Consider the following 23321-nt stretch of genomic DNA (forward strand, 5'->3'; position numbering starts at 1 on the left):
CCGGGCGAGTGCTATAAACCCTGCACTTTCAGTGTAGTAAGTTAGTATCTCGAATAAATTTACACCGTTGTGATATGCGTCATCCAGAACGGAGTGAAGGATCTTGCCTTTAGCGAAGCATGTAAGTTTGTAATGAAAAACAAAGAGGTAGTGGCATGTTGTTTTGTATAGCATGCTCCGTTCAGGAAATAGGCGAGGTTCATCACTCCGTTCTGAATGACTCACATTGATGGTGTCCATGAAACCGGGCACCAGGGTTATGGTGAAACACTTGCCGGATGATTCGCGTAACCCTATCTATAACTGCATCAGACCTTAGCTGAATTAGCAATTTTCGGATAATTGCAGTATATAAGGTTTGGGTATTCAAACGGGATGATTAGTAGCTCCTATCTAATTCAAAATAAAACGTTATGACCATGAAACGACTGTTCTTAACTTTCATCATATTAACCATTTCAGGTACCGCCTTTGCACAGATCAGCGCCAAGCTTATGCGCTATATGGATGTGTCCGGATCACAGATCACTTTTGTTTACGGAGGCGATATCTGGGTTGCCCCGAAAGCCGGGGGAACGGCTGTTCAATTGACCAGTTCGAAAGGCGAGGAAAGCTGGCCAAAATTCTCACCGGATGGATCAGAGATCGCCTACACTGCCGGGTACAATGGAAACGATGATGTATATGTGATCCCGACGAGCGGAGGCGTTCCACACAGAGTGACCTATCCTTCGTTCAGTGACCGCATGGTGGAGTGGCATCCCGATGGGGAACGTTTATTATTTGCATCAAGAAGGGAAATGGGACAACGATCGTCCAATGAATTTTACCTGGTCTCAAAGGAAGGCGGTATGCCGGAAAAACTGGAAATACCGTATGGTGAATTGGCAAGCTTCTCGCCTGATGGTAACCAACTGGCCTACATCACCAAGATCACAGAGAATTATCCCTTTAAGCGGTATAAAGGTGGACTGGCTTCCGACATTCTGATCTATGATATGGAGAAGAATGAGGTTAAAAAAGTTACTGATAATGAATACAATGATGGGAAACCGGCCTGGTTTGGGGATAAGGTTTACTTCCTGTCTGACCAAGGTCCAAATTTCAGGCTGAACATCTGGGAATACGATACCAAAGATGAAAGCATGGATCAGGTTACCAATTTCGATGAGTTTGATATCTCATTCCTGTCTGCCGGACCGGAAGACCTGGTATTTGAGATGGGAGGAGATCTTTACCTCCTGGATCCTGAGACCAATGAGTATAAAGTGGTAGAAATTGATGTGGTCAGTGACCTATCCAACGAGATGCCAAAAGAAGTGGATGTGAGCAACAACATTCAACATATGACGGCTTCCAAAGAAGGGAAACGGGTGATCTTTGAAGCAAGGGGTGAACTTTTCAATGTTCCGGCTACTGAGGGTTATTCCATGAATATGACCAAATCGAGCGGAGCATTTGACCGTCATCCATCATGGTCACCGGATGGAAAACACATCGCTTATTGGAGCGATGCGGATGGAGAATATCAGATCTATCTGCAGGATCCGAATGGATCGGAAGCTCCCAGAAAATTAACCTCCAGGGAAAAGGGGTACGGATATTCATTATTCTGGTCGCCTGACAGTAAACACATCGCCTTTATTGACGAGACCAATACGATCTACAGTATCAATGTTGAAAATGGGAATACCACTGAAATTGGTAATACCCGGTGGAATGTTGGTCATGGAGGAAGAGATGGGTATCCGATCTCCTGGTCGCCGGATTCCAGATGGATCGCCTTTACCGCCGGACTGGATAATGCAAATTATGCCATCATGCTGTATGATACTGAGGAGCAGGAATTGCATCAGGCTACAACCGGATTCTATACTTCCTCAAACCCGGTCTTCAGTAAGGATGGGCAGTATATGTACTATACCACAGACAGAAATTTTGATGCGGTTTATTCTGATTATGACAATACCTGGGTCTATCCAAATGCCACACATTTGGTTGCAGTCAGCCTCACGGAAGACGCCCCATATTTGTTAGAACCAAAAAATGATGAGGCTCCGGCAGATGAGACAAATGGAGAGGAAACTGAAGAGGAAGAAAAAGAGGAGGAAGAACTGAGGGTTGAGATCGATCTTCAGGATCTTGAAAAACGTTTAACGGTTCTTCCTGTCAGTCCCGGCAATATTGGGTCCATCCTTGGTGAATTTGGGGAGGGAATGATCGTTTACATGCGGTATGCCAATACGGGCTCTGAAGGTGGTCCACCCAAGCTGGTGGCTTATGATGTAGATAAGCGGGAAGAAATTACCATCATGGAAGGGGTTGGTGCCGCTGTACCAACAGCTGACGGTAAAGCGATCCTGGTTCAAAGCAATGGGCAGTATGGGGTTATTCAGCCTCAACCCGATCAAAAAATTGAGAAGCCGGTGCCAACCGATGGACTGATCATGGACCTCATTCCAAAAGAGGAGTGGAGGCAGATCTTTACAGACACATGGAGACGTCACCGTGATTTCTTTTATGACCCAAATATGCATGGTGTGGACTGGGATGGTTTAAGAGATCAATACGGAGCCCTTATCGAGGATGCGCGCACCCGCTGGGATATTTCCAATCTTCAGTCAAATTTAGCAGCGGAACTGAGTGCCGGCCATACTTACACCTTTGGTGGAGATGCAGAAAGCGTGGATTATCGGGGTACCGGTTATCTGGGAATTGATTGGGAACTGGAAAATGGGTCATATCGGATCGGAAAGATCATTACCCCGGCTGTATGGGATACAGAGATCCGTTCGCCGTTCGACCGCCCCGGAAGTACAGTTAATGAAGGTGATTATATTCATGCTGTGAATGGTGAAATGCTTGCCCCGGATAAAGACCCTTATGCAGCCTTTGAAGGATTAAGCGGCGAGACCGTCGCTCTGATGATCAGTTCAGATGGCAATGCTCAGAATGCAGAAAAAGTAGTTGTGAATACCCTCAGTCAGGGAGAAGAGGTACAACTTCGGTACCTGGCCTGGATAGAGAATAACCGAAAGATGGTGGAAGAACTATCTGATGGGAAACTGGGATATATCTATATGTCCAACACCTCTTCACAAGGACAGCTGGAACTCGTGCGCATGTACTACGGTCAGCTGGATAAGGAAGGGTTCATCATCGATGAGCGATTCAACGGCGGTGGTCAACTGGCAGACCGCTTCCTCGAACTGATGCAGCGCCCGGTGGTTTATAACCTGCACTGGCGGCATGGAAAAGATCATACGCAGCCTATTCATACGAACACCGGACCCATGGGCATGCTGATCAATGGCTGGGCCGGATCAGGTGGTGATGGCTTGCCGTGGGCTTTTCAGGAACTGGAAGCAGGGCCGATCGTAGGTGAACGAACGCTTGGCATCCTTGTGGGACCGGCCACCGGACATCAGCTGATCGATGGCGGCGGGATCACCGTGCCCGGCGCTCGGTTGTACGATAACGATGGTCACTGGTTCTGGGAAGGAGAAGGGGTAAGACCTGATATCCCGGTTTGGGATAACCCAAATATGCTTATGCAGGGGCGTGATCCTCAGATGGAACGTGTGGTTCAGGAAGTCTTGAAGATGGTTGATGAATCATCGAATGAAATGACACCGGCACCGCCTCTTGAGGATCGCTCTGCTCAAGGATTGAAGGAAAACTAAGTTTGGATCATTTTAAGTTTTGTCCGGGAGTGACATTGCACTCGGGCCGGGAGTTCCGGGCAGTCGTTCCCAACCGGGTGGTTGGGAACGAGTACGAATAGGAAAAGCGAGTCATCCTGATCCGCCGGCTGGCGGATCAGGATCTTGCCTATTATTGGCAAACTGTACACAATTAAATTAATGTTTCTTCAGCGTTAATTTCCGAAAACTTCATTAATAGTTCATAGCAAGAACCGTTATTAGGTTTTGGTCAGGAACACTTTACCAGATAAAATGATCGAGCGGTTTAGTACAATATTTGGTAAATAACCGATCCTCGATCCGGGATAGTTAACTGGCTAAAGGTCTTAATCCAAAGGTTCTGAAACGATGATCAATAAAGGAAAAATTGGGCCTCGGGTATTTTGGGGAATCTCTCTATTAGTTATCCTATTGTGGCTTACAGCGTATCCTGAGACAACCGTTAAACACAGTGCCAAAGGTTTTTTTATCTATTCCAGTCAGATATCGGCACTTCTTGGGTTTGCTTTATTTGCAGTCACTTTTATTCTAGCGGCACGGATCAAATGGCTGGAACCGTACTTTGGCGGATTGGATAAAATGTACCATACCCATCATCAGATGGCAAAAGTGGCATTCATATCATTATTACTGCATCCGATCTTATTAGCAGGCAGATGGATACCTGAAAATGTCTCTAAAGCACTATGGTATTTCTTTCCGGTACACCGGCGCTTAGCCATCGATCTCGGCAGCTGGGCATTATGGGGGCTGATCATACTGATGGCGCTGACCCTGTTGATCAAGCTGCCTTACGACAAATGGAAACTATCGCACAAATTTATGGGAGTGGTTTTCATTGTAGGAGTTCTCCACCTCTTCTTACTGGATAACCTGGCGACGGCTAGTCCGGTATTATTTGCCTATCTGCTTTTGATATCAATGATTGCTGTAGCAGCATGGATCTATAAATCATTCCTGCTGGAACATGTATTGAACAAGCATAAATTTAAGGTAGTGAATGTTGACAGGTTGAGTGAACACGTAATGGAAATTACGCTAGAGTCAGACAGGGCGGTAAATTTTATACCCGGTCAATTTTTCTTTTTCACCTTTATATCTTCCGGTATAACACGCGAGTCTCATCCCTATACGGTTTGCAGTAAGCCGGGGCAAAATACAATTAAAATAATGGTAAAGTCCCTGGGTGACTATACCCGAGATCTTTTTAAGAATTTGGACAACGGTGCAACAGCATTGCTTGAGGGGCCTTATGGCCGGTTCGACTTCAAACATGAGATAAATGATCAAGTCTGGATAGCGGGCGGTGTTGGTATTGCCCCTTTTCTGAGCTGGGTCAGAAACCTTAAAGGTCAGTCATCCGATGTCCATGTAGATCTATATTACTGCGTAAATACCATGAAAGAGGCGGTCTACTTAGATGAGTTTAAAGAATTTGAAAAACTAACCACAGGCTTCACTATTCATCTGGTCTGTGCTGACAAAGAGGGTTTCCTGAACGCCGCTGATATCCCGGATCTGGGTGAGAAAGCTGTGTTCATTTGTGGCCCCAAAGAGATGAGGCAAAAATTATTAAGAGAATGCAAAAGCAAGAATGTGCCAAAGGAAAAGATCCATTTTGAGGATTTCGATTTTATTTAGGGGCTAATATCTTAATTGCGCTCAAATGGGGAACGAGTCATCTCAAGGGATCTTACCATTTATAGTTCACAAGATAGTTTTGCACTCGGACCGGGAGGTCCGGGCAGGCGTTCCCAACCGGGTGGTTGGGAACGAGTACAAGCGAGTCATCCTGATCCGCCGGCTGGCGGAGAAGGATCTTAGCTATTAAGGGCAATTTGTCGGCAATCAATTCAAGTGCCTGATTCTACCTCAGCTCGCAATGATAGAGCATTAAACCCCGGTACTATACCCGGGGTTTTCTATTTCATAACAATAGATTAATCCATTCAGCAAGATTTTTCCTTATCAATTAATTAAGTTTTCGGTCAATCCGGAATCAACCATTGTACTATGACTTTTCGATCTATTGCTTTCCTCCTGTGCGTTGGCTTTTTACTTCTATCCCAAAATACGCATGCTCAGCTTACGGCAAGTGGCGTGGTATATGAGGATGCAAATCGCAATGGATCATTTGATCAGGGTGAAACAACGCTTAAAAATATTGCGGTTTCCAATGGGGAAGAGGTGGTGCTAACCAACAAAGATGGGCGGTATACCCTGAAGATAGATGAAAAAGATGCCACGGTTTTCGTGATCAAACCGGCGGGATATGAATTCCCTTTGAATCGGCTGAATCAGCCTCAGTTCTTTTATATCCACAAACCAAACGGTTCCCCAGATCTTGAATTCAAAGGAGTGGAACCGACAGGACCATTACCTGCAAGCCTGAACTTCCCGTTACACAAAAGTGAGTTTAGCGAGGACTTTAAAGTACTTTTATTTGGGGATCCACAGCCCTATAACCGACAAGAAGTGGATTTCTTTGATCGCGATATCGTCAATGAACTGGAAGGAGCTGAAGGCTATGAATTTGGCATCACACTGGGGGACATCGTCGGGGATGATCTTAACCTGTTTAAGCCATACAACGAGTCAATTGCCAGGATCGGGACCCCCTGGTTCAATGTATATGGCAATCACGACATGAACTTCGACGTGGATTCGGATTCACTGGCAGACGAAACCTTCGAGGCTACTTTTGGTCCGGCTACCTATTCATTTGATCACGGGAATGCGCATTTTATTATCCTGGATGATGTGGTCTACCCCAGAACCGATGGCCGTTCCGGCTATATTGGCGGGCTTACTTCCAAACAGCTGACTTTCATAGAAAACGACCTGCAATATGTCCCCAAGGATAAACTCGTGGTAATTGCCTTTCACATTCCGATATTTACCCCGAACACTCCGGATCAAACCTTCCGTATTGAAGACCGGAGCCGATTGTTTGAGTTGTTGAAAGATTATCCGAATACCCTGTCGCTTTCGGCTCATACCCACCTGCAGCGCTTTCATTTCTTTGATGTTGAGGAAGGGTGGCAGAGGCTGCAACCACACGTGCATTACAATGTAGGCACCACCGGGGGAGACTGGTGGTCGGGTGAGTTCGATGAACGAGGTATTCCGACCACATTGATGAGAGATGGTACTCCAAACGGATATGCGATCCTGAATATCAGCGGCAATGACTTCACCATAGATTACAAGGTGGCCAATGCTGATGAAAATGATCGAATGAGTTTGTGGGGGCCAAAAGTCGTTCCCCAGAACCGATGGCACGGAGCTCAGCTTTACGTCAACTATTACCTTGGCAATGAATACACAAAGGTTGAATACAAATTACAGGGCAGTGATGCCGAATGGAGAACCATGAACCGGGTAGCTGAACAGGATCCCTTTGTAGCTAAACTGCGGCAAAAATGGGATACGATGGAGCAAATGCCTGAGCAGGGTAGGAGGCCTTCTAACCCGGTGGAATCCGATCATTTGTGGAAAGTGAATGTACCGAATAATTTGTCTATTGGTACCCATGTGATCAGTATTAAAGTTACGGATATGTTTGGACGGATCTTTCAAGAACGGTTTAGTTATGATGTAGTTGAGCCAACCTATGCCAGGTAGTTACCTGAGCGATCTGTTTAAAGCGGAAGCAATTCTCCGTCATTACTTTTACATTGGGTGACTTAAACCTGAATAAGATCACATCATTATGGCAAACTTCCCAAACCCTTTCTTCCGATGGAGGCCTCATCCCTGGCATGGTCTTGAAGTTGGTGCAAATCCACCCGAGATCGTAAATGCATTCATTGAACTGACACCTTTTGATACCATCAAGTATGAGGTGGACAAGAAGACGGGCTATATGCGTGTAGACCGCCCACAAAGAAGTTCATCATTGCCGCCATCTTTATATGGGTTTATTCCGAGAACCTATTGTGGTGATCAGGTTGGAAAATTATCCAAACAGGAAGTTAAAGGAGATGGAGATCCCCTTGATATCTGTGTATTGAGTGAACGACCCATAGATAGAAATGAGGTTATTTTGAGTGCACGGGTGATCGGTGGTTTACATATGGTGGACCATGGTGAAGCAGATGACAAGATCATCTCCGTTTTGGATAATGATATCTATTATAAGGATGTGACGGATGTAAATGACCTTCCTCCGGTACTGATCGAACGACTTAGACACTATTTTGGAACGTACAAGTTGATCCCCGGTCGTGAGACCAACGATGTATTTGTGGAAGGTATCTATGATGCCGGTCATGCCAGTAAAGTGATCCAAGCCTCTATAGAAGATTACGAAACGATGTTTGGAGAATGATGCAACTGTTTCTCAAAAGGGAATGATCGTTTGGATACTACATCCGTGAATAAAGGAAGGGAAAACATCCGGGTACAGAAATTCATTGTACTTGTGGCCGTGGTGTTATTTGTGCTTAAGATGGCGGCCTGGTATTTCACCGGCTCGGTGGCGGTACTCACTGACGGCCTCGAAAGTATCGTGAATGTGATCAGTGGATTCATTGGGTTGTACAGCTTATATCTTTCAGCAAAGCCCAAAGATTCGAATCATCCCTATGGCCATGGTAAAGTTGAATTCATTTCTGCAGGGATAGAGGGAGCCCTTATCACGGTTGCCGGTTTACTCATTATCATGGAGGCCATTCAAAGCTTCATCGATCCTGAGCCGCTTCGGAGCCTTGATCTGGGGATCATTCTGGTAGCTATTTCAGCTGTTATCAATTATGCCTTTGGGTATTGGGCCTATGAGACAGGAAAACGAAATGATTCTTTGGCATTGCAAGCCAGCGGAAAGCACCTCCAAACCGATACCTATACGACCCTTGGTATCATAGCCGGTTTGGTATTCATTCGTTTCACAGGTATTGAATGGTTTGATGGGGTAGTGGCCATCTTTTTTGCACTATTGATCATGAGGATGGGCATCAGGATCCTGAGGCAAGCTGTTGCCGGCATCATGGATGAATCGGATGAAGATCTTCTGGAGGATATGATCGATTATTTACAGCAGAATCGGGATCCTAAATGGATAGATCTGCATAATCTCCGCATCATAAAATACGGGCGTATACTTCATGTAGACTGCCATCTTACATTGCCATGGTATCTGACTGTTAAGCAAGCCCATGCCGAGCTCGATAAGATAGAAGAACTGATCGCAAAAAAATTTGGGAACCGTATAGAGATCTTTATTCACACAGACTATTGTATGGAATTTTCATGCAGATTATGTCAGGTCGAAAACTGTGAGGTGAGGCAACATGAGTTTGAAGAAGCCATTACCTGGACGGTTGAGAATGTGGCATCAGACGGAAAGCACCATTTGCCAAAAGAATAGGTTGAAGCAGCATATAGTTGTGAAATTGGAAATTTAAGGGGCAGTTAAAGTTCAAACTATAGGATTCCCGTTTTCACGGGAATGACCAAAAAACAGTTCTTTGAGCTTACAACCTTTTCCAATAAATAAACTGACTTGATCAGAATTAAGCTCTGATCAAATAAATTCACTGAGATCCAGCTGCAGTTCATTTGAGTATTTACGCAGCAAGCTGATCTTATAATCGGGCATCAGCTCAGTTTCACCTGCTACGATCTCCTTGGCTAATCGGTTGGGAAGGATGAATGATTTTGCATGTGTCCCAAAATCCTCGGCTATTTTATTTTGAATGGGTTTGATGAGCCGGTCCTTGAGGTCGTTTATCCTGCTTTGCTCCCGGCGCATTGCCAGATAATCATCCTTGCTCATGGAATAGGAAGCTTTCTTGTCTTTCGATAAATTCTGATCTTCAGCTTCCTGAATGGCCGTTTCTATAGCTTTGATCAGGTCAGCTTTGAAGTTTTTATTTTTGATCCTGCCAAAAATGCCTTTGGTATTTTCCCAATTGTCAGCTTTCGATGGATCCATTGCTATTTCCTGGATCAGTTTTTTATTCGCCAGATGATATACCGGTTTATTGTATGACCTGGCAACTTCATCAAAAAATTCCATCAGTTTCTTGTACAGGTGCCACTCAAACATGGTCAGGTTATTTTTATCTTTTTCCTTGATCAGGTTGTTGTGGTCTTCATCACTATAATCCAGATGATTGAATATCCTGTTTTCCTGATGGATCCACTCCAGTATTCCCTGTTTCTCAGCAATGTTGTTCAGTTCTTTTTTGAACTCAAGGAGATATAAAACATCATCAGCTGCGTAATGAAGCTGATCGTCAGATAAGGGCCGGCGAAACCAATTGCTTTGCTGAGAGCTGCTGTTAACCTCAATATCCAGTACTTCTTTGATCAACTTCGTCAGTGATGCAGGCTGAAAGTTTAGAAGACTGGTTGCCGCATCCAAGTCATAGAGGTTTTTGGGGAAGCAGCCCATAGAGTGAAAGAGTCTCAGGTCTTCCCCGAAAGCGAACACTACTTTTTGAATATCAGGGTCTTCGATCACCGGGTAGATCCCCTGAATATCGATATCACTGCTCAGTGGGTCGATCACATAGCATTCATTGCCATCATAGACCTGCATCAAACACATATTGAAACCATAGCGGTATCGGTTGCGGTCGAACTCCAGGTCGATGGCAAATTCGTCAGTTTTTCCTAACTCGTTTACAACTTCATGTAAAGCATTATTATCTGCGATATATTGAATAGCCATAAATATTATCTGATTTTTCCTAAAGATATCAGAATTCAGGAAGAACTGTAGTTTATCTGTGATTTTCGTACAAATTGGGTTCAAATATATCCGATAGTTGATCTAATTCTGCCTCTGTAACAGATCTATGGCAGGCATCAAGAATTTCATCGAGTTGTGATTCCGTTCTTATTCCCAGTACTGCAGAGGCTACTGCCGGATGCCGAAGCACATGATCTATGCAGGCCCTGATGGGTGAACCGGTTCTATTTACGGCTTCTTTCATTTTTTCCACCTGTTCTGCAGTATATCCGAGATGATCCTCTCCGGGCTTATCTATTAGCATTCCTTTGGCCAGAGTTCCCCGGGTGATCACACTGATATCATGTTCAGCCAGCAGGTCCAAAACTTCCTCCTCAGGCCTTCTATCCAATAAGCTGTACTGCATCATCACCACATCCATATTTGATCGATTTACCCATTCCCGGATGGTATTGGGACGGATTGAGGAAATTCCATAAGCTCCGATCTTGCCCTGTTTCTTAAGGGATTCAAAGGCCTCAACGGCTTCATCAATAGGGTCGGCAATGGTTCCTCCATGCAGCATATACAGATCGATATGATCGGTCTGTAACCTTCTAAGACTTTCATTCACGCCATTGAGGATATGTTCTTTAGAGGGATTCCAATCCCAACCTGAGCCATCTTCACGCCAAACGTTACCAACTTTTGATGAGATAAAGACCTTATCCCGAACGGGTCCTAAAGCGGTTCCCACCATTTCTTCGTTCATACCTTTATCATAAAGATCAGCCGTATCAAAGAAATTGATACCACCGTCAAAGGCTTTCCGGAGCAAAGTATTGACATACTGTTGTCCCTTTTCTAACTCAAGCGACATACATCCGAAAGAGATCTCGCTGACTTCAATATTTGAAGTGCCTAAATTGTTATGCTTCATAGTTTTGTCCTGTTAGTATTCAATAATATAAACATAAGCCATTCAGAAAGATTCCTGATTTGATTCATTGCTTCAAATGATGCATACTTATCCGGAATAAAAACCTATGGAGGTCACAAACATATGTCGGAAAGGGATTTAAAAGGCTATTGGAAGAAGAATTTAAAGTATCTGGGAGTCCTTCTCAGTATCTGGTTCATCGTCTCATACGGATTCGGGATCCTGTTGGCACCCACTCTGAATGAGATACAGGTTGGCGGATTTAAGCTGGGATTCTGGTTTGCGCAACAGGGATCCATTTATACCTTTGTGGTGCTCATTTTTGTGTATGTGTATCTGATGAACAAACTGGATCAGCAGTTTAAAGTGCGGGAGGACTGATCATGGATGTGCAATTATGGACCTATATTTTAGTCGGATTGACCTTCGCCATTTACATTGGAATTGCGATCTGGGCAAAGGCGGCATCCACCAGTGATTTTTATATTGCAGGGGCTCATGTGAGTCCACTTACGAACGGAATGGCCACAGCGGCCGACTGGATGTCTGCGGCTTCCTTTCTATCCATGGCCGGACTGATCTCATTCATGGGCTATGACGGTGCCGTGTACCTGATGGGATGGACCGGAGGATACGTATTACTGGCGCTACTGTTAGCGCCGTATCTCAGGAAGTTTGGTAAGTTTACCATCCCTGATTTTATAGGAGACCGTTATTACTCCAACTTCGCCAGAACCATTGCGGTTATCTGTGCAGTCATTGTTTCATTTACGTATGTAGCCGGGCAGATGCGGGGAGTGGGATTGGTGTTCTCCAAATTTCTGGAAGTGAATATCGATATCGGTGTTTTGATCGGGATGGGTATTGTTTTTTTCTACGCCGTTCTTGGCGGAATGAAGGGCATAACCTACACGCAGGTGGCTCAATATTGTGTGCTTATATTCGCCTTCATGGTGCCGGCCTTTTTTATCTCATTTCAGCTGACCGGTAACCCTATACCTCAGCTAGGATTCGGTTCAACACTCTCCGATGGAAGCGGACAATTTCTCCTTGAAAAGCTGGATGAGTTGCATACCGAACTTGGGTTTGCAGCCTACACAAGCGGGACCAAAAGCATGCAGGATGTTTTCTTCATCACAGCGGCCCTGATGATCGGTACGGCAGGCCTTCCACATGTTATTGTGAGGTTTTTCACGGTACCTAAAGTTCGTGATGCCAGGATATCTGTTGGGTATGCACTTATCTTTATTGCCATTCTGTATACTACAGCTCCGGCCATTGCGGCCTTTGCCAAGTATAATCTGATGGAGACCGTGAACGAAGAAGCCTATACGGAAATGCCGGAATGGTTTGGCACCTGGGAAGAAACAGCGTTATTGACCTGGGTCGATAAAGATGATAATGGGATCATTACTTATGCTCCGGGTGCTGCCATTGAAGGATTGCCGGATATACAAAGAAATGAGGCAGGAGAGATCATACGTGGTGAACATGGAGAGGTGAAGGTCAATAACCAGATCACTGAAGGATCAAATGAACTGTATGTGGACCGGGATATCATGGTGCTGGCCAATCCGGAGATCGCAAATTTACCGGCATGGGTGGCAGGACTGGTAGCTGCCGGTGGTCTTGCAGCAGCTTTATCAACCGCAGCCGGACTTTTGCTTGTGATCTCCACGGCCGTATCTCATGACCTCATCAAGAAACAGATCAAAACGGATATCTCGGATAAGAGTGAATTGATGTGGGCCAGGATATCTGCTGGAGGTGCTGTGCTGGTTGCCGGATATTTTGGTATCAATCCCCCGGGCTTTGTTGCTGAGGTGGTGGCCATTGCCTTTGGGCTCGCAGCTGCATCTTTTTTCCCTGCTATCATTCTGGGGATCTTTTACAAGAAGATGAACCTGCAGGGAGCCATTGCCGGAATGATCGCCGGATTGCTTTTTACCCTGGCTTATGTGGTGTTCTTCAAGATCGCATTCCCTGAATATAACACCCCGGAATATTGGTGGTTTGGAATTTCACCTGAGGGAATCGGAACGCTTGGAATGCTGCTTAACCTGACGGTTTCCTTTGCTGTGGGAATGATATTCCCGGAGCCCCCTGAGGATGTGCAGAATATGGTTGAAGAGATCAGGTACCCTCAATAAAAAGCAGATAAATAAAAAGCTCCTGCATTGATGCAGGAGCTTGGTTTTTAAAAATTTCTTCAGGAATAGGTTTTAGAACCAGCCAGATCCTAGACCACGGAATGGCCATGGGATGGAAGCGATCATGATCAGCAATGCAATACCGTAGGTGACAGCCACTCTTTTGTGTTTAGCAAGCGAGGCCTCCATTCGTTTGGCAGAGCTGAAACCAAAGGTGATCAGGGCAATAGCCACGATCATCATCGTGATATGTTCAACGGTATAGAACCGAAGTACGGAACTTTCCATGACGCCTGATTCAAAAGATACTTTAGGACTGATAAAATAAAGGACTAATCCGATAAGCAGCTGAATATGGGTAAAGATCAATGCCAACAGAGCAGAAATTCGATCGGATTTTTGATAGTCCTTCTGTCCCATCCATCCTGAAACAGCTTTGATGATCGCCCAAACGATCAGTACCAATAAGATCCATCGAAGACCTGAGTGAGCGTGTAATAGTCCGTTGTACATAGTTAAGTAATTGAGTTAAAATTTTTGGTAAATATAGCGAAGTATTAGTTCTTAATCTTAGTCTGCAGTTTGTTGAGGATCTTTCGAACGCGGCGCTTGTTTACACCCAGGTCATATTCACCAACACGACTTGCACTGCGTATATAAACCACGGTTTTCCCATCATTTTCATTAAGGATCACATTTACATCATCCTTAAAACCAAACACCGGGATCCGGTAAACAGCATGTATTTCAATTCTTTTAGGGTCTTCGATATCAAATTCATGTGCATCTTCTTCAAAGATCTGTGACAGATACTCAAAAACCATTTCCATACCTGCATCAAATGCTTTATGAGTTCGGATACAATTGGGTGAATCGGGGCATTCAGGAAGAGGATTATTATTTGGATATTCGGCCATGATGACAAAAATAAATAAACGATCAATTGTTGGCTAAGAAAATCAATCCAGCTCAAAAAATCGTTCCATTTGACGCATAAAGTCATCCACATCTTCACAAACGGTAAATAGAGATAAACTTTCTTTATGGATGAAATCGTGGCTTACTGCTTTATTTGTGAATTGAAGCAACCCATCGAAGTACCCGTCTGTATTTATGATAAAGATGGGCTTGTTGTGGATACCAAGCTGTCTCCAGGTCAAGATCTCGAAGAATTCATCCAATGTACCAAATCCACCGGGAAGCACCAGGAAAGCATCTGACAGGGATTCCATAAGTGCTTTTCGGGTATGCATGTCCTGCGTTTCGTGCAGATCGGTTAGTCCCTTGTGAGCTACTTCTCTTTCTTTCAGCTGTGTTGGGATCACACCAACTACATCACCGCCTTCGGTTAAGGCTGCGTTAGCGACTTCGCCCATGATGCCAACACGTCCACCACCATAAACGATACCCCAGTCGCGACGGGCGATCTCCCGTCCGGCTTCCATGGCAACTTCAGGATACTTAGGGTAGTTTCCTTTTCTGGAACCGCAATAAATACAGATGTGTTTTTTCATCAGGCAATGGTAAACATTCGCTTCAGAACCGTATCCAGTTTATCAACAAAATAAGTGATGTCTTCCTCGGTATTTTGTTTACCTAAACTGACTCGGATGCTGGAATTGGCCAGATTTGGCTCCATTCCAATACCAGCGAGCACGTGAGAAGGCTCTACTGCACCCGAGGTACAAGCCGAACCGTTCGACACACATATGCCTTCAATATCCAGGTTCAGCAAAAGCATTTCACCGTCAATATGGTTGTTGTCTTCATCGCTGAAGGAAAGGTTGATAATGTGAGGGACCCCCTCATCCTGAGGTCCGTTAACAGTAACTTTCACGGGAAGCTTTTCTCTGAGTTGATCTAGCAGAATTGAACGCAGTTTTTTAAAGTGAGCAGTGTGTTCATCCATTTCCTCAATGGCCAGTTCCAGTGCTTTTGTGAAACCTACTATGCCGGGCACATTCAGGGTTCCTCCACGCCGTCTTCTTTCTTGTGAACCGCCGATCATCCACGGTACCCATCGGGCTCCATTTCTAACGTACATGATACCGGTACCTTTGGGGCCGTATATCTTATGGGCACTGCCACATAGAAAATCGACTCCGAGATCTTTCACGTTAACAGGCAGTTTACCCAGACTTTGAACGGTGTCTGAGTGAAAAGGTACATTATATTCCTTGCAGACTTCTGCGATCTCTTTAAGTGGATTGATGGTACCGATCTCATTATTGACGTGCATTAAGCTGACTAATGCTGTATTCTCATTGATGAGTTCTCGAACAACGCTGGCTGTGATCTTGCCGGTTTTGTCAGGTTCAGCAAATACAGGTTTGATACCATGCATCTTTTCCATTTCCACCGTATGAAGAACAGCATGATGTTCGATCCCGGAAGTGATCACTTCTTTTTTATCACCCGATACTGCAAGCACGCCTTTGATCACAGCATTGTCACTTTCAGTGCCACCGCTGGTAAATACGATCTCTGATGGTTCGGCTCCAATCATAGTAGCTACTTTTTCGCGAGCATCCTCGACCACTACTTTGGTCTTTTGACCAAGATGGTGAGCGGAATTAGCATTACCGTAATTATCTTTCAAATAAGGCATCATGGCTTCTAAAACACGCTCATCCAAAGGTGTTGTTGCTGCATGATCGAAGTAAACTGTTTTCATCAATTCGAGATATTTTCAGATTAGAATTCAGTGGGTTAAAAATATTCAAATTGACGATGAAAAGCAGGGGGTAATCCGGGTTCATGAAAACTTCATTTCATGATCAGATCTTGGTACCTTTAGGCAATTAAGAAACTTTAAATGACCAAATAACTCATGGCTAAACTCACTCTCAACGATGTCGAAGTAAAAGGTAAAAAAGTACTGATGCGCGTGGATTTCAACGTGCCGATCGAAAATGGAAAGATCACCGATGATAACCGTATTGTTCAGGCTTTGCCATCTATAAAGCATGTGATCGAAAATGGAGGCCTTCTTATCCTGATGAGTCACCTTGGCCGACCTGCCGGAGAATTCGATCCTGAATTTTCTCTCAAACCGGCGGCAGATCACCTTGCAAAACTGATCGACGCTGAAGTGCATTTTGCTGAAGATTGTATTGGAGAGAAAGCCGAATCTGTGATCAGTAAAGCTGAGTTTGGAGACGTGATTGTTCTGGAAAATGTCCGTTTTCATAACGAAGAAAAGAAAAATGATGAAGAATTCAGCCAAAAATTAGCGGCTCATGGGGATCTGTTCGTAAATGACGCCTTTGGAAGTTCACACAGAGCCCACGCCTCGGTTGCCGGAGTTACGCGGTACCTTCAGCCTGCAGTCTCCGGTTATTTGCTTGAGAAAGAGATCAAGTATCTGGAGGAAAGTATCAACGATCCTGAAAGACCATTTGTGGCGATCCTGGGTGGAGCCAAGGTATCTGACAAGATCGGTGTGATCGAAAACCTGCTCTCGAAAGTGGACACGATCATTGTGGGTGGAGGTATGACCTACACCTTCTACAAAGCCAAAGGTTGGCCAATAGGAAACTCACTGGTTGAGGAAGACAAAGTAGGCCTGGCAGGTGAGTTACTTGAAAAGGCTGAAAAAGCAGGCGTCAAGTTCATGTTACCCATGGATTCTGTGGTAGCCAAAGAGTTTAAAAATGATGCTGAACATAAGGTAGTGGATGAGGATGGGATCGAGGATGGCTGGATGGCCCTCGATATTGGACCACAATCAGCTTTAGCGTTTGGTAATGTGATCAAAGGAGCCAAAACCGTGGTTTGGAACGGACCAATGGGGGTATTTGAGATGGAGAACTTTGCAGACGGAACTTTTGCCGTGGCAGAAGCTCTTGCCGATGCAACTAAATTCGGTGCTACCACGATCATCGGGGGTGGTGATTCCGCTGCTGCGATCAAGGCTGCCGGATTAATGGATAAGGTATCGCATGTTTCGACAGGCGGTGGAGCCAGTCTCGAATACCTTGAAGGCAAGGAGCTACCAGGTGTAGCTTCATTGACAGATAAGTGATCTATTTAGAAAAAAATATTTAAGGCCGGTTCAGAGAATCGGCCTTTTCTATTTGGTTAAGATGTTTAAATTGCGATTCTTAAATCACACGTATGACCAGAGTTCCTGATTAACCTGATGAATCAATACCCACTTTTATTGAGAAGCACCATCCGGCTGGCATTTGCATTCCTGCTTATCGCTGCATTGATCCTTACGCGTCAGCTTTTGGTTCCGCTTTTTCTAAGTGTGATGCTGGCTTATCTGTTATTTCCCTATGCAGAATGGCTTGAGGAAAAGAACATTCCCCGAATTGCCACAAACCTGATCGTGATCCTTGGGTTTGGTATCTTTCTTGGTGTAATTGGCAGTGCGATAGGGATATTAGTTTCCAATTTTACCAGCGATTTTCCGCAAATACGGGTACAGTTTGAACACAACCTTCAGAATATATTAGGGTCCATTACCGGTTATACAGGAATTTCAGAAGACGGTATCAATACCCTGGTTAGGGATATTGGTGAAACAGGGCAATATCTCTCCGAATTCTTTACGGCCACAACCAACACGCTTTTAACATTGGGACTGTTGCCTGTTTATACGTTTCTGCTGCTTTTCTATAGAGACAAATTCAGGGATTTCGTATCTATGCTCATCAATGATGAACACGAGGGTGTCTTCCAGAATATCATTGTTCAGGCATCGGAGGTGGTACCAAAATACCTGAAAGGTCTTGTCATTGTGTGTTTTATACTAATGGGTTTGAATTCATTGGGATTTTACCTGATAGGACTGGAGTATGCCCTTCTTTTTGGGATCATTGCGGCCTTGTTCAATTTGATCCCTTACCTCGGGACCATTCTGGGATATGGGGTCGTACTTTTATTTACCCTTGGAACACAGTCACCTTCTCTGGCACTGGCTGTGATCATACAGTTTGCGATCGTTCAATTTCTGGAGAATAACATCCTCACACCAAACATCACAGGATCTTATGTGGAGATAAATCCTCTGGTGATCATCTTTTCTTTGATCGCAGCCGGAATGATTTGGGGACTTCCCGGCATGTTGATCATAATTCCTTATCTGGGATTATTCAAGATCGTATGTGAGAATGTGGAAAGTTTAAAACCGATCGGTTTCTTATTGGGTACCAAAGGAACAGAAGGACATTCTATTACCATAAAATCTCTTCAGAAACGGTTTGGATGGATGAATGATGATTCCAACTGACTGAAGTTTTTTAGCCTACACTGTTAAGTACTTTTGCTACATTTCATGACTTATTCAATCAAATAATGCCACATTATGTCGGACCAAATAGAGGACATTCGCAAAAAACTGGACGATATAGACCGTACGATCTTAAAAGCACTGGCTCAGCGACAGGGTTTGGTGAAAGAGGTTTCAGAACTTAAACTTAGAAACGATAAGGGGATCCGAGATCTGGAAAGAGAGGAGCAGTTGTTGAACCGTATTCGGGACATTGCTCATGAGGTTGGTTTAGATCGTTACTATGCAGAACATTTATTCAGGGAGATCATCACCAACTCGGTGCGTTTTCAAACACAATCTCTTGTGGATCATCAGAATGCAAGATCCGGCGGTGATATGATCAGGGTTTCCTATCAGGGGACGGATGGTGCATATAGTCACCTTGCGGCAACCAGGCATTTCAGTGAACGGTATGCTCAGGTAGATGCTATCGGCTATGATACCTTTCAGCAAGCTGCGCAAGCCCTGATGGATGAAAAAGTAGACTATGCGATCTTACCTATCGAAAACACGACGGCCGGTTCCATAAATGATACCTATGATATTGTTGGCAATGAAAACATCCATATTGTGGGTGAGGAAATTCTGAAAGTGGTGCATTGCCTGATGTCGGTTGAGCCGGTGGAGCTTTCAAAGATCCGGCGTATTTTATCTCACCCTCAGGCAATAGCCCAGTGTTCTTCCTTTTTATCCGGTCTCCCCAGATGCAAGGTGGAATCCTATCTAGATACAGCCATGTCAGCCAAAAAAATTCTGGAAGATGGTGATATAACCCAGGCAGCCATTGCCGGAGCCCATGCGGCTGATCTTTACGGTTTACATGTATTGGAAAGTGATATTGCCAATCAAATTGATAATTTTACCCGTTTTGTTGTAGCAGCCAGACAACCGGTAAAAGTTGATAAACAGATCCCCGCAAAAACATCATTGATGATGGTCACTTCGAATGAGGAAGGTTCATTGATCGAATGCCTGAATGTACTGCATAAGCATAAGATCAATATGGCGAAACTGGAATCGCGCCCAAGAATGAATGAGCCTTTCAGGTACACTTTCTATCTGGATATTCATGGAAATATTGAGGATCGGGAAGTTGCCACCGGGCTTGAGGAGCTGGGTAATAAAGCTGAAGAACTGAAGATATTAGGATGTTACCCAAAACAGCAGAATTAGGTTTGTAGAAGAATCGGACAATCTGACAATTCTTGGGTTTGATAAAGGAGATACTCAGGAACCAAACACGATGAGTTGTGATATAAAGCCTCACAACAAAACCTCCAAGCAGCTTTATCATCCATGAATTCACGTATAATTAAGAATCTGCTGTTCATTTCTATAGGCATCATTGGCATGAACTCCTGCGATGTTATCGGCTCTGATAATGAAGAGGGATGTCTCATACAAACCGGAATTGCCAGTTGGTATGGGCAAGATTATCACGGCTCACAAACAGCCAATGGTGAGATCTACGACATGGAATCAATGACAGCCGCTCACAAAAGGCTTCCGTTTAACACAGTTGTTGGTGTGAAAAACCTGGAAAATGGCAAAAACGCCATCGTGCGGATCAATAACCGCGGACCGTATGTTGAAGGGAGGGTGATCGATCTGTCACGGAAAGCAGCCAGAGAGATCGGTATCATAACTGTAGGTTTAGCCGATGTTGAACTTTACCTGATCAGAAAAGGAGAGGCTGAAGTACCTGAAGATCTTAATTGTCAGTGAATTGTAAAGCCCTATTGTTCAAAATGTGGTTCAGGTTTTCTATTAAAGTTCAGGGTTCACACCCGTTGTGTTGCTTCCACATTTCCGCATCGTGACCTACGGGAATTTTTTCACAAGGGTCATTGGTCGTATAACCACGTAATTCATTGTAATGTTGCACCTGCTCATCCGTTAAAATTGAGACCATTTGCAGGTGGGTTTTCAGGTGCGTATATCGTAGTTCAGCATAGATTTCAGCACTTTTATTAATGAGTTCCTTTAGTGAATCATCAGTTACGTTTTTTTCTTTAAATGCGTTATCGATCTGCGTTTCCAATGCTATGACCTTTTCCCCAAGTGGAATAGCTGTTTGCTGCATATCATCAAATAATTTTTGAATGATATTTAATTGATCGTCAGTGAGCTCAAATTCACCTGCTTCGTGGGCATCAAGAACATGTCGTGGGCCGGGGTAACCATTAAGTTCTGCCGGTTTAGCCATACCATTAAATGGAGTACCGGAACCGGATCTGAGTCCTTTAATATCCTCTGGGGTTAGGGATTTTATTGACTGATGCTGTTGACCTGCATATTGTGAATGAATCGAACCTTGATGTTCATGTTGAGCCTGAACACCAAAACTTACCAAGAGCAGGAATGTTATACTTGTGATGAAAGATCTGATCATGGAATTCTGTGAAATTGTTTTCGACTCCTTATTCAAGGCACAAGATATCGAAAGCCACACAATTATAATCAATTAAAAATATGTCAGTCTAAGTTTATAAAATAGGAGTTTAACTCACTACCAGGTATTCTAATTCAGGATACATCTCATTCAGGTCCAGTGAACCTATCAATTCCTCAATACCATGTTTATTCAGCAGCTTATGTGTGAGAAAATGCCCATCCATAAATACACCGAATGTACCGTATGGAGATCCTGATCCTCTTGCTTGTTCAGGTGTCTGCACTCTATGCAATTCTACGTTAAAACCCATGTCCTCAAAGATCACCTTCATTTCGTGGATGTAATAATTCACAAAGGCACTTTGGTCAGCATAGCTGATCTTGATACCGTGTAAGTTCCGGGAGGATTTTGTTTCCGAAATTGGGATGGAAAAAGCCGGAGCCGGAATTTCTGTTTTGAATCTTTTGACCAGCATGGTAAATCCGGGAATATGTGCATGTTCGAGATATCCCCGTTGTATAAAGAAATCACGGTCTTTATTAAAAACCTCATTTTCCAGCATTATGACCATACCATTAGTCTTACTGCTATTGGTCTCTGCGGTTTGAAGTAACTCTGATTTCAGCCATTGTTCGGGGCCATCTTCTGCCACATACACATGATTGATCAATGTGTAGCCCGGAGCATATATTGGTTTCCAGGCAAACTCGGCAGGTACAAATTCTATAAAGGCATCTTTTGGGGTGTCCAATTTAATGATGACCATACCTTCCTCAAAACGGTCCAATAACCAGTCACGGTTGTAAGTAAACAATTCGGAACTGTTTGGATTTTTAAGATCAACGCAGGGCAGGGTACCCTTTTCAATGGTTTCAGCATTAAGTTTGATGAGTGTCATGGCAGCCTCCTGAGTTTTTTGGATGCTACCCTAATTTCTTAAAGAACGTATGAAGAATTGTAACTTTTAGATCTTTTTGGAGCCGTCTGCCCACTGCAACTCAAAAGATTCATTTTCTGAAAAGGATTCAGACTTACGGATCCATTTCTTGTTTTGCCAGACCCTGACAAAACCTTTTTCAAGTGGTACGTTTGGATCCTGTTTCTCAAGAGCATGAGAAAATGAAGTTAAAAGTTGCTGCCTGCTTTTGAGCTGTATTTCAGTTTTATGGGCAAGTTTTTCTCTTAAATTCTGTATGGTTATACGAGCAGAGTTCATTTTCTGTTTAACCACCTGAAGGGCATGCGATTTGGCCAGGTTTGATACCTGATCTTTGTACAATTGTATGGCTCCAATTGTGTGCATTTCAAGTTTCTTTGCTTTGTCTTCCACAAGAAATCGGATCTCATTGATGTCAGGAACTGCAACTACAGCCGCCTGGGTAGGAGTGGCTGCCCTTGCATCAGCTACAAAATCTGATATGGAGAAATCCACCTCATGACCCACGGCACTTATCACTGGCACTCTGCTGTCGAAGACGGCACGGGCAACGGATTCTTCATTAAATGGCCAAAGATCTTCGAGTGAGCCGCCACCTCGCCCAATGATCATCACATCCACACTATTGCTGGATGAAAAATACTCGATCCCTTTAACGATCTCAGGAGCTGCATTCACTCCCTGAACCGAAGCATGATACAGTTTAACGTTTGCAAGAGGCCAGCGTTTTTCCAGTGTGGACCTGATATCCTGAAAAGCTGCCCCGGTGGCTGACGTTACAACCCCAATGGTTTGGGGAAACTTGGGAAGAGGCTTTTTGTGATGATCCTCAAACAAACCCTCGGCCTTTAGCTTGGCTTTCAGCTTCTCAAAAGCTTGCTGAAGTTTTCCGATTCCCGCCTGTTGTACCAAACTTACGATCATTTGATATCGCCCGTGAGGGGCATAAACCTGAATATCACCGCCAACTACTATTTGCTGCCCGTCAGTTAGGTTCAGGTCCAGGCGCTGAGCCGTACTTCTCCAAATCACACAGGGAAGGGAAGCATTCGAATCCTTAAGTGTAAAATAATAATGACCGTTTCTGCTCTGATTTACATTGCTTGTTTCCCCTTCAACCAGAATGTCAATGAAGTTCTGCTCAAGTACATTTTTGATCTTATCAGTTAGCTGAGAAACACTTGGAATATCAAATAAAAAAGGGATCTGATTTTCAGACATAGTAATTATAAGGGATCGTT

The 23321-nt window shown here is 44.2% G+C and carries 20 protein-coding genes; 11 read left to right on the top strand and 9 right to left on the bottom strand.

Translation table 11 applies throughout. The features are described 5' to 3' along the window. The first annotated feature begins 419 nt into the window (after nt 1-419). From AC13FX_RS10785 to AC13FX_RS10805, 5 genes are all read left to right on the top strand, one after another. On the top strand, nt 420-3683 hold the full coding sequence (locus AC13FX_RS10785; RefSeq protein ID WP_482880618.1) for a S41 family peptidase: 3264 nt from the start codon (nt 420-422) through the stop codon (nt 3681-3683). Nucleotides 3684-4052: 369 nt separating this feature from the next. Further along, nucleotides 4053-5345 (top strand): ferredoxin reductase family protein, encoded by a 1293-nt coding sequence (locus AC13FX_RS10790; protein ID WP_482880619.1) that lies wholly within the window; start codon nt 4053-4055, stop codon nt 5343-5345. Nucleotides 5346-5717: 372 nt separating this feature from the next. Next, nucleotides 5718-7328, top strand: a complete 1611-nt coding sequence (locus AC13FX_RS10795) for a calcineurin-like phosphoesterase C-terminal domain-containing protein (protein ID WP_482880621.1) — start codon at nt 5718-5720, stop codon at nt 7326-7328. An 88-nt stretch (nt 7329-7416) separates the two neighbouring features. Then, nucleotides 7417-8034: an inorganic pyrophosphatase gene (locus tag AC13FX_RS10800; RefSeq protein WP_482880623.1), complete on the top strand. Its 618-nt coding sequence runs from the start codon at nt 7417-7419 to the stop codon at nt 8032-8034. Nucleotides 8035-8064: 30 nt separating this feature from the next. Beyond that, entirely contained in the window at nt 8065-9072 is a 1008-nt protein-coding gene (locus tag AC13FX_RS10805; RefSeq protein ID WP_482880624.1) for a cation diffusion facilitator family transporter, read from the top strand. A gap of 156 nt (nt 9073-9228) precedes the next feature. Here AC13FX_RS10805 and AC13FX_RS10810 read toward each other — a convergent pair whose 3' ends face one another. Next, nucleotides 9229-10380, bottom strand: coding sequence for a ribonuclease D (locus AC13FX_RS10810; protein ID WP_482880626.1), 1152 nt, complete (start codon nt 10378-10380; stop codon nt 9229-9231). A 52-nt stretch (nt 10381-10432) separates the two neighbouring features. Further along, on the bottom strand, nt 10433-11320 hold the full coding sequence (locus tag AC13FX_RS10815) for an aldo/keto reductase (protein WP_482880628.1): 888 nt from the start codon (nt 11318-11320) through the stop codon (nt 10433-10435). 123 nt (nt 11321-11443) lie between these two features. Between AC13FX_RS10815 and AC13FX_RS10820 the strand changes: the two genes are divergently transcribed. Both AC13FX_RS10820 and AC13FX_RS10825 read left to right on the top strand, forming a co-directional pair. After that, nucleotides 11444-11701 carry a DUF4212 domain-containing protein gene (locus AC13FX_RS10820; RefSeq protein WP_482880630.1) on the top strand — a complete coding sequence of 86 codons (258 nt, stop codon included), beginning with the start codon at nt 11444-11446 and terminating at the stop codon, nt 11699-11701. Nucleotides 11702-11703: 2 nt separating this feature from the next. Beyond that, nucleotides 11704-13470, top strand: coding sequence for a sodium:solute symporter family protein (locus tag AC13FX_RS10825; protein WP_482880632.1), 1767 nt, complete (start codon nt 11704-11706; stop codon nt 13468-13470). A gap of 72 nt (nt 13471-13542) precedes the next feature. On the opposite strand, the gene AC13FX_RS10830 is transcribed toward AC13FX_RS10825, so the two are convergent. Genes AC13FX_RS10830 through AC13FX_RS10845 form a run of 4 tightly spaced genes read right to left on the bottom strand, consistent with a single transcriptional unit; the run spans nt 13543 to nt 16144 of the window. Continuing rightward, nucleotides 13543-13983, bottom strand: a complete 441-nt coding sequence (locus AC13FX_RS10830) for a cytochrome B (protein ID WP_482880634.1) — start codon at nt 13981-13983, stop codon at nt 13543-13545. Nucleotides 13984-14027: 44 nt separating this feature from the next. Further along, nucleotides 14028-14387 (bottom strand): DUF1499 domain-containing protein, encoded by a 360-nt coding sequence (locus AC13FX_RS10835; RefSeq protein WP_482880635.1) that lies wholly within the window; start codon nt 14385-14387, stop codon nt 14028-14030. 42 nt (nt 14388-14429) lie between these two features. Continuing rightward, nucleotides 14430-14984 carry an LOG family protein gene (locus AC13FX_RS10840; protein WP_482880637.1) on the bottom strand — a complete coding sequence of 185 codons (555 nt, stop codon included), beginning with the start codon at nt 14982-14984 and terminating at the stop codon, nt 14430-14432. Next, nucleotides 14984-16144, bottom strand: a complete 1161-nt coding sequence (locus tag AC13FX_RS10845) for a cysteine desulfurase family protein (protein ID WP_482880639.1) — start codon at nt 16142-16144, stop codon at nt 14984-14986. The genes AC13FX_RS10840 and AC13FX_RS10845 overlap by 1 nt, the downstream gene beginning before the upstream one ends. 156 nt (nt 16145-16300) lie before the next feature. Here AC13FX_RS10845 and AC13FX_RS10850 point away from each other — a divergent pair, with 156 nt between their 5' ends. The 4 genes from AC13FX_RS10850 to AC13FX_RS10865 all read left to right on the top strand — a co-directional run bounded on the left by AC13FX_RS10850 (nt 16301) and on the right by AC13FX_RS10865 (nt 20473). Next, nucleotides 16301-17494, top strand: a complete 1194-nt coding sequence (locus AC13FX_RS10850) for a phosphoglycerate kinase (protein ID WP_482880640.1) — start codon at nt 16301-16303, stop codon at nt 17492-17494. Nucleotides 17495-17611: 117 nt separating this feature from the next. Next, the gene (locus tag AC13FX_RS10855) at nt 17612-18706 is read left to right on the top strand and encodes an AI-2E family transporter (RefSeq protein WP_482880641.1); all 1095 of its coding nucleotides are present in this window, start codon (nt 17612-17614) and stop codon (nt 18704-18706) included. A gap of 75 nt (nt 18707-18781) precedes the next feature. Continuing rightward, a complete protein-coding gene (locus tag AC13FX_RS10860; protein ID WP_482880642.1) occupies nt 18782-19921 on the top strand; it encodes a bifunctional chorismate mutase/prephenate dehydratase in 1140 nt (379 codons plus the stop codon). Between the two features lie 123 nt (nt 19922-20044). After that, nucleotides 20045-20473, top strand: a complete 429-nt coding sequence (locus tag AC13FX_RS10865) for a septal ring lytic transglycosylase RlpA family protein (RefSeq protein ID WP_482880643.1) — start codon at nt 20045-20047, stop codon at nt 20471-20473. A 49-nt stretch (nt 20474-20522) separates the two neighbouring features. Here the strand turns inward: AC13FX_RS10865 and AC13FX_RS10870 are convergent, their stop codons facing one another. The 3 genes from AC13FX_RS10870 to xseA all read right to left on the bottom strand — a co-directional run bounded on the left by AC13FX_RS10870 (nt 20523) and on the right by xseA (nt 23301). After that, on the bottom strand, nt 20523-21140 hold the full coding sequence (locus AC13FX_RS10870; protein WP_482880644.1) for a Spy/CpxP family protein refolding chaperone: 618 nt from the start codon (nt 21138-21140) through the stop codon (nt 20523-20525). Between the two features lie 109 nt (nt 21141-21249). Further along, a complete protein-coding gene (locus tag AC13FX_RS10875; protein WP_482880646.1) occupies nt 21250-22041 on the bottom strand; it encodes a YoaP domain-containing protein in 792 nt (263 codons plus the stop codon). Between the two features lie 66 nt (nt 22042-22107). Continuing rightward, nucleotides 22108-23301, bottom strand: a complete 1194-nt coding sequence (gene xseA / locus AC13FX_RS10880; protein ID WP_482880648.1) for an exodeoxyribonuclease VII large subunit — start codon at nt 23299-23301, stop codon at nt 22108-22110. Nucleotides 23302-23321 lie beyond the last annotated feature (20 nt).

This window comes from Gracilimonas sp. B-17, from assembly GCF_056857935.1.

Coding starts and splice junctions, on each gene's coding strand:
- AC13FX_RS10785 (WP_482880618.1), top strand. CDS start 420: ATGAAACGACTGTTCTTAACTTTCATCATATTAACCATTTCAGGTACC.
- AC13FX_RS10790 (WP_482880619.1), top strand. CDS start 4,053: ATGATCAATAAAGGAAAAATTGGGCCTCGGGTATTTTGGGGAATCTCT.
- AC13FX_RS10795 (WP_482880621.1), top strand. CDS start 5,718: ATGACTTTTCGATCTATTGCTTTCCTCCTGTGCGTTGGCTTTTTACTT.
- AC13FX_RS10800 (WP_482880623.1), top strand. CDS start 7,417: ATGGCAAACTTCCCAAACCCTTTCTTCCGATGGAGGCCTCATCCCTGG.
- AC13FX_RS10810 (WP_482880626.1), bottom strand. CDS start 10,380: ATGGCTATTCAATATATCGCAGATAATAATGCTTTACATGAAGTTGTA.
- AC13FX_RS10815 (WP_482880628.1), bottom strand. CDS start 11,320: ATGAAGCATAACAATTTAGGCACTTCAAATATTGAAGTCAGCGAGATC.
- AC13FX_RS10820 (WP_482880630.1), top strand. CDS start 11,444: ATGTCGGAAAGGGATTTAAAAGGCTATTGGAAGAAGAATTTAAAGTAT.
- AC13FX_RS10825 (WP_482880632.1), top strand. CDS start 11,704: ATGGATGTGCAATTATGGACCTATATTTTAGTCGGATTGACCTTCGCC.
- AC13FX_RS10830 (WP_482880634.1), bottom strand. CDS start 13,983: ATGTACAACGGACTATTACACGCTCACTCAGGTCTTCGATGGATCTTA.
- AC13FX_RS10835 (WP_482880635.1), bottom strand. CDS start 14,387: ATGGCCGAATATCCAAATAATAATCCTCTTCCTGAATGCCCCGATTCA.
- AC13FX_RS10840 (WP_482880637.1), bottom strand. CDS start 14,984: ATGAAAAAACACATCTGTATTTATTGCGGTTCCAGAAAAGGAAACTAC.
- AC13FX_RS10845 (WP_482880639.1), bottom strand. CDS start 16,144: ATGAAAACAGTTTACTTCGATCATGCAGCAACAACACCTTTGGATGAG.
- AC13FX_RS10850 (WP_482880640.1), top strand. CDS start 16,301: ATGGCTAAACTCACTCTCAACGATGTCGAAGTAAAAGGTAAAAAAGTA.
- AC13FX_RS10855 (WP_482880641.1), top strand. CDS start 17,612: ATGAATCAATACCCACTTTTATTGAGAAGCACCATCCGGCTGGCATTT.
- AC13FX_RS10860 (WP_482880642.1), top strand. CDS start 18,782: ATGTCGGACCAAATAGAGGACATTCGCAAAAAACTGGACGATATAGAC.
- AC13FX_RS10865 (WP_482880643.1), top strand. CDS start 20,045: ATGAATTCACGTATAATTAAGAATCTGCTGTTCATTTCTATAGGCATC.
- AC13FX_RS10870 (WP_482880644.1), bottom strand. CDS start 21,140: ATGATCAGATCTTTCATCACAAGTATAACATTCCTGCTCTTGGTAAGT.
- AC13FX_RS10875 (WP_482880646.1), bottom strand. CDS start 22,041: ATGACACTCATCAAACTTAATGCTGAAACCATTGAAAAGGGTACCCTG.
- xseA (WP_482880648.1), bottom strand. CDS start 23,301: ATGTCTGAAAATCAGATCCCTTTTTTATTTGATATTCCAAGTGTTTCT.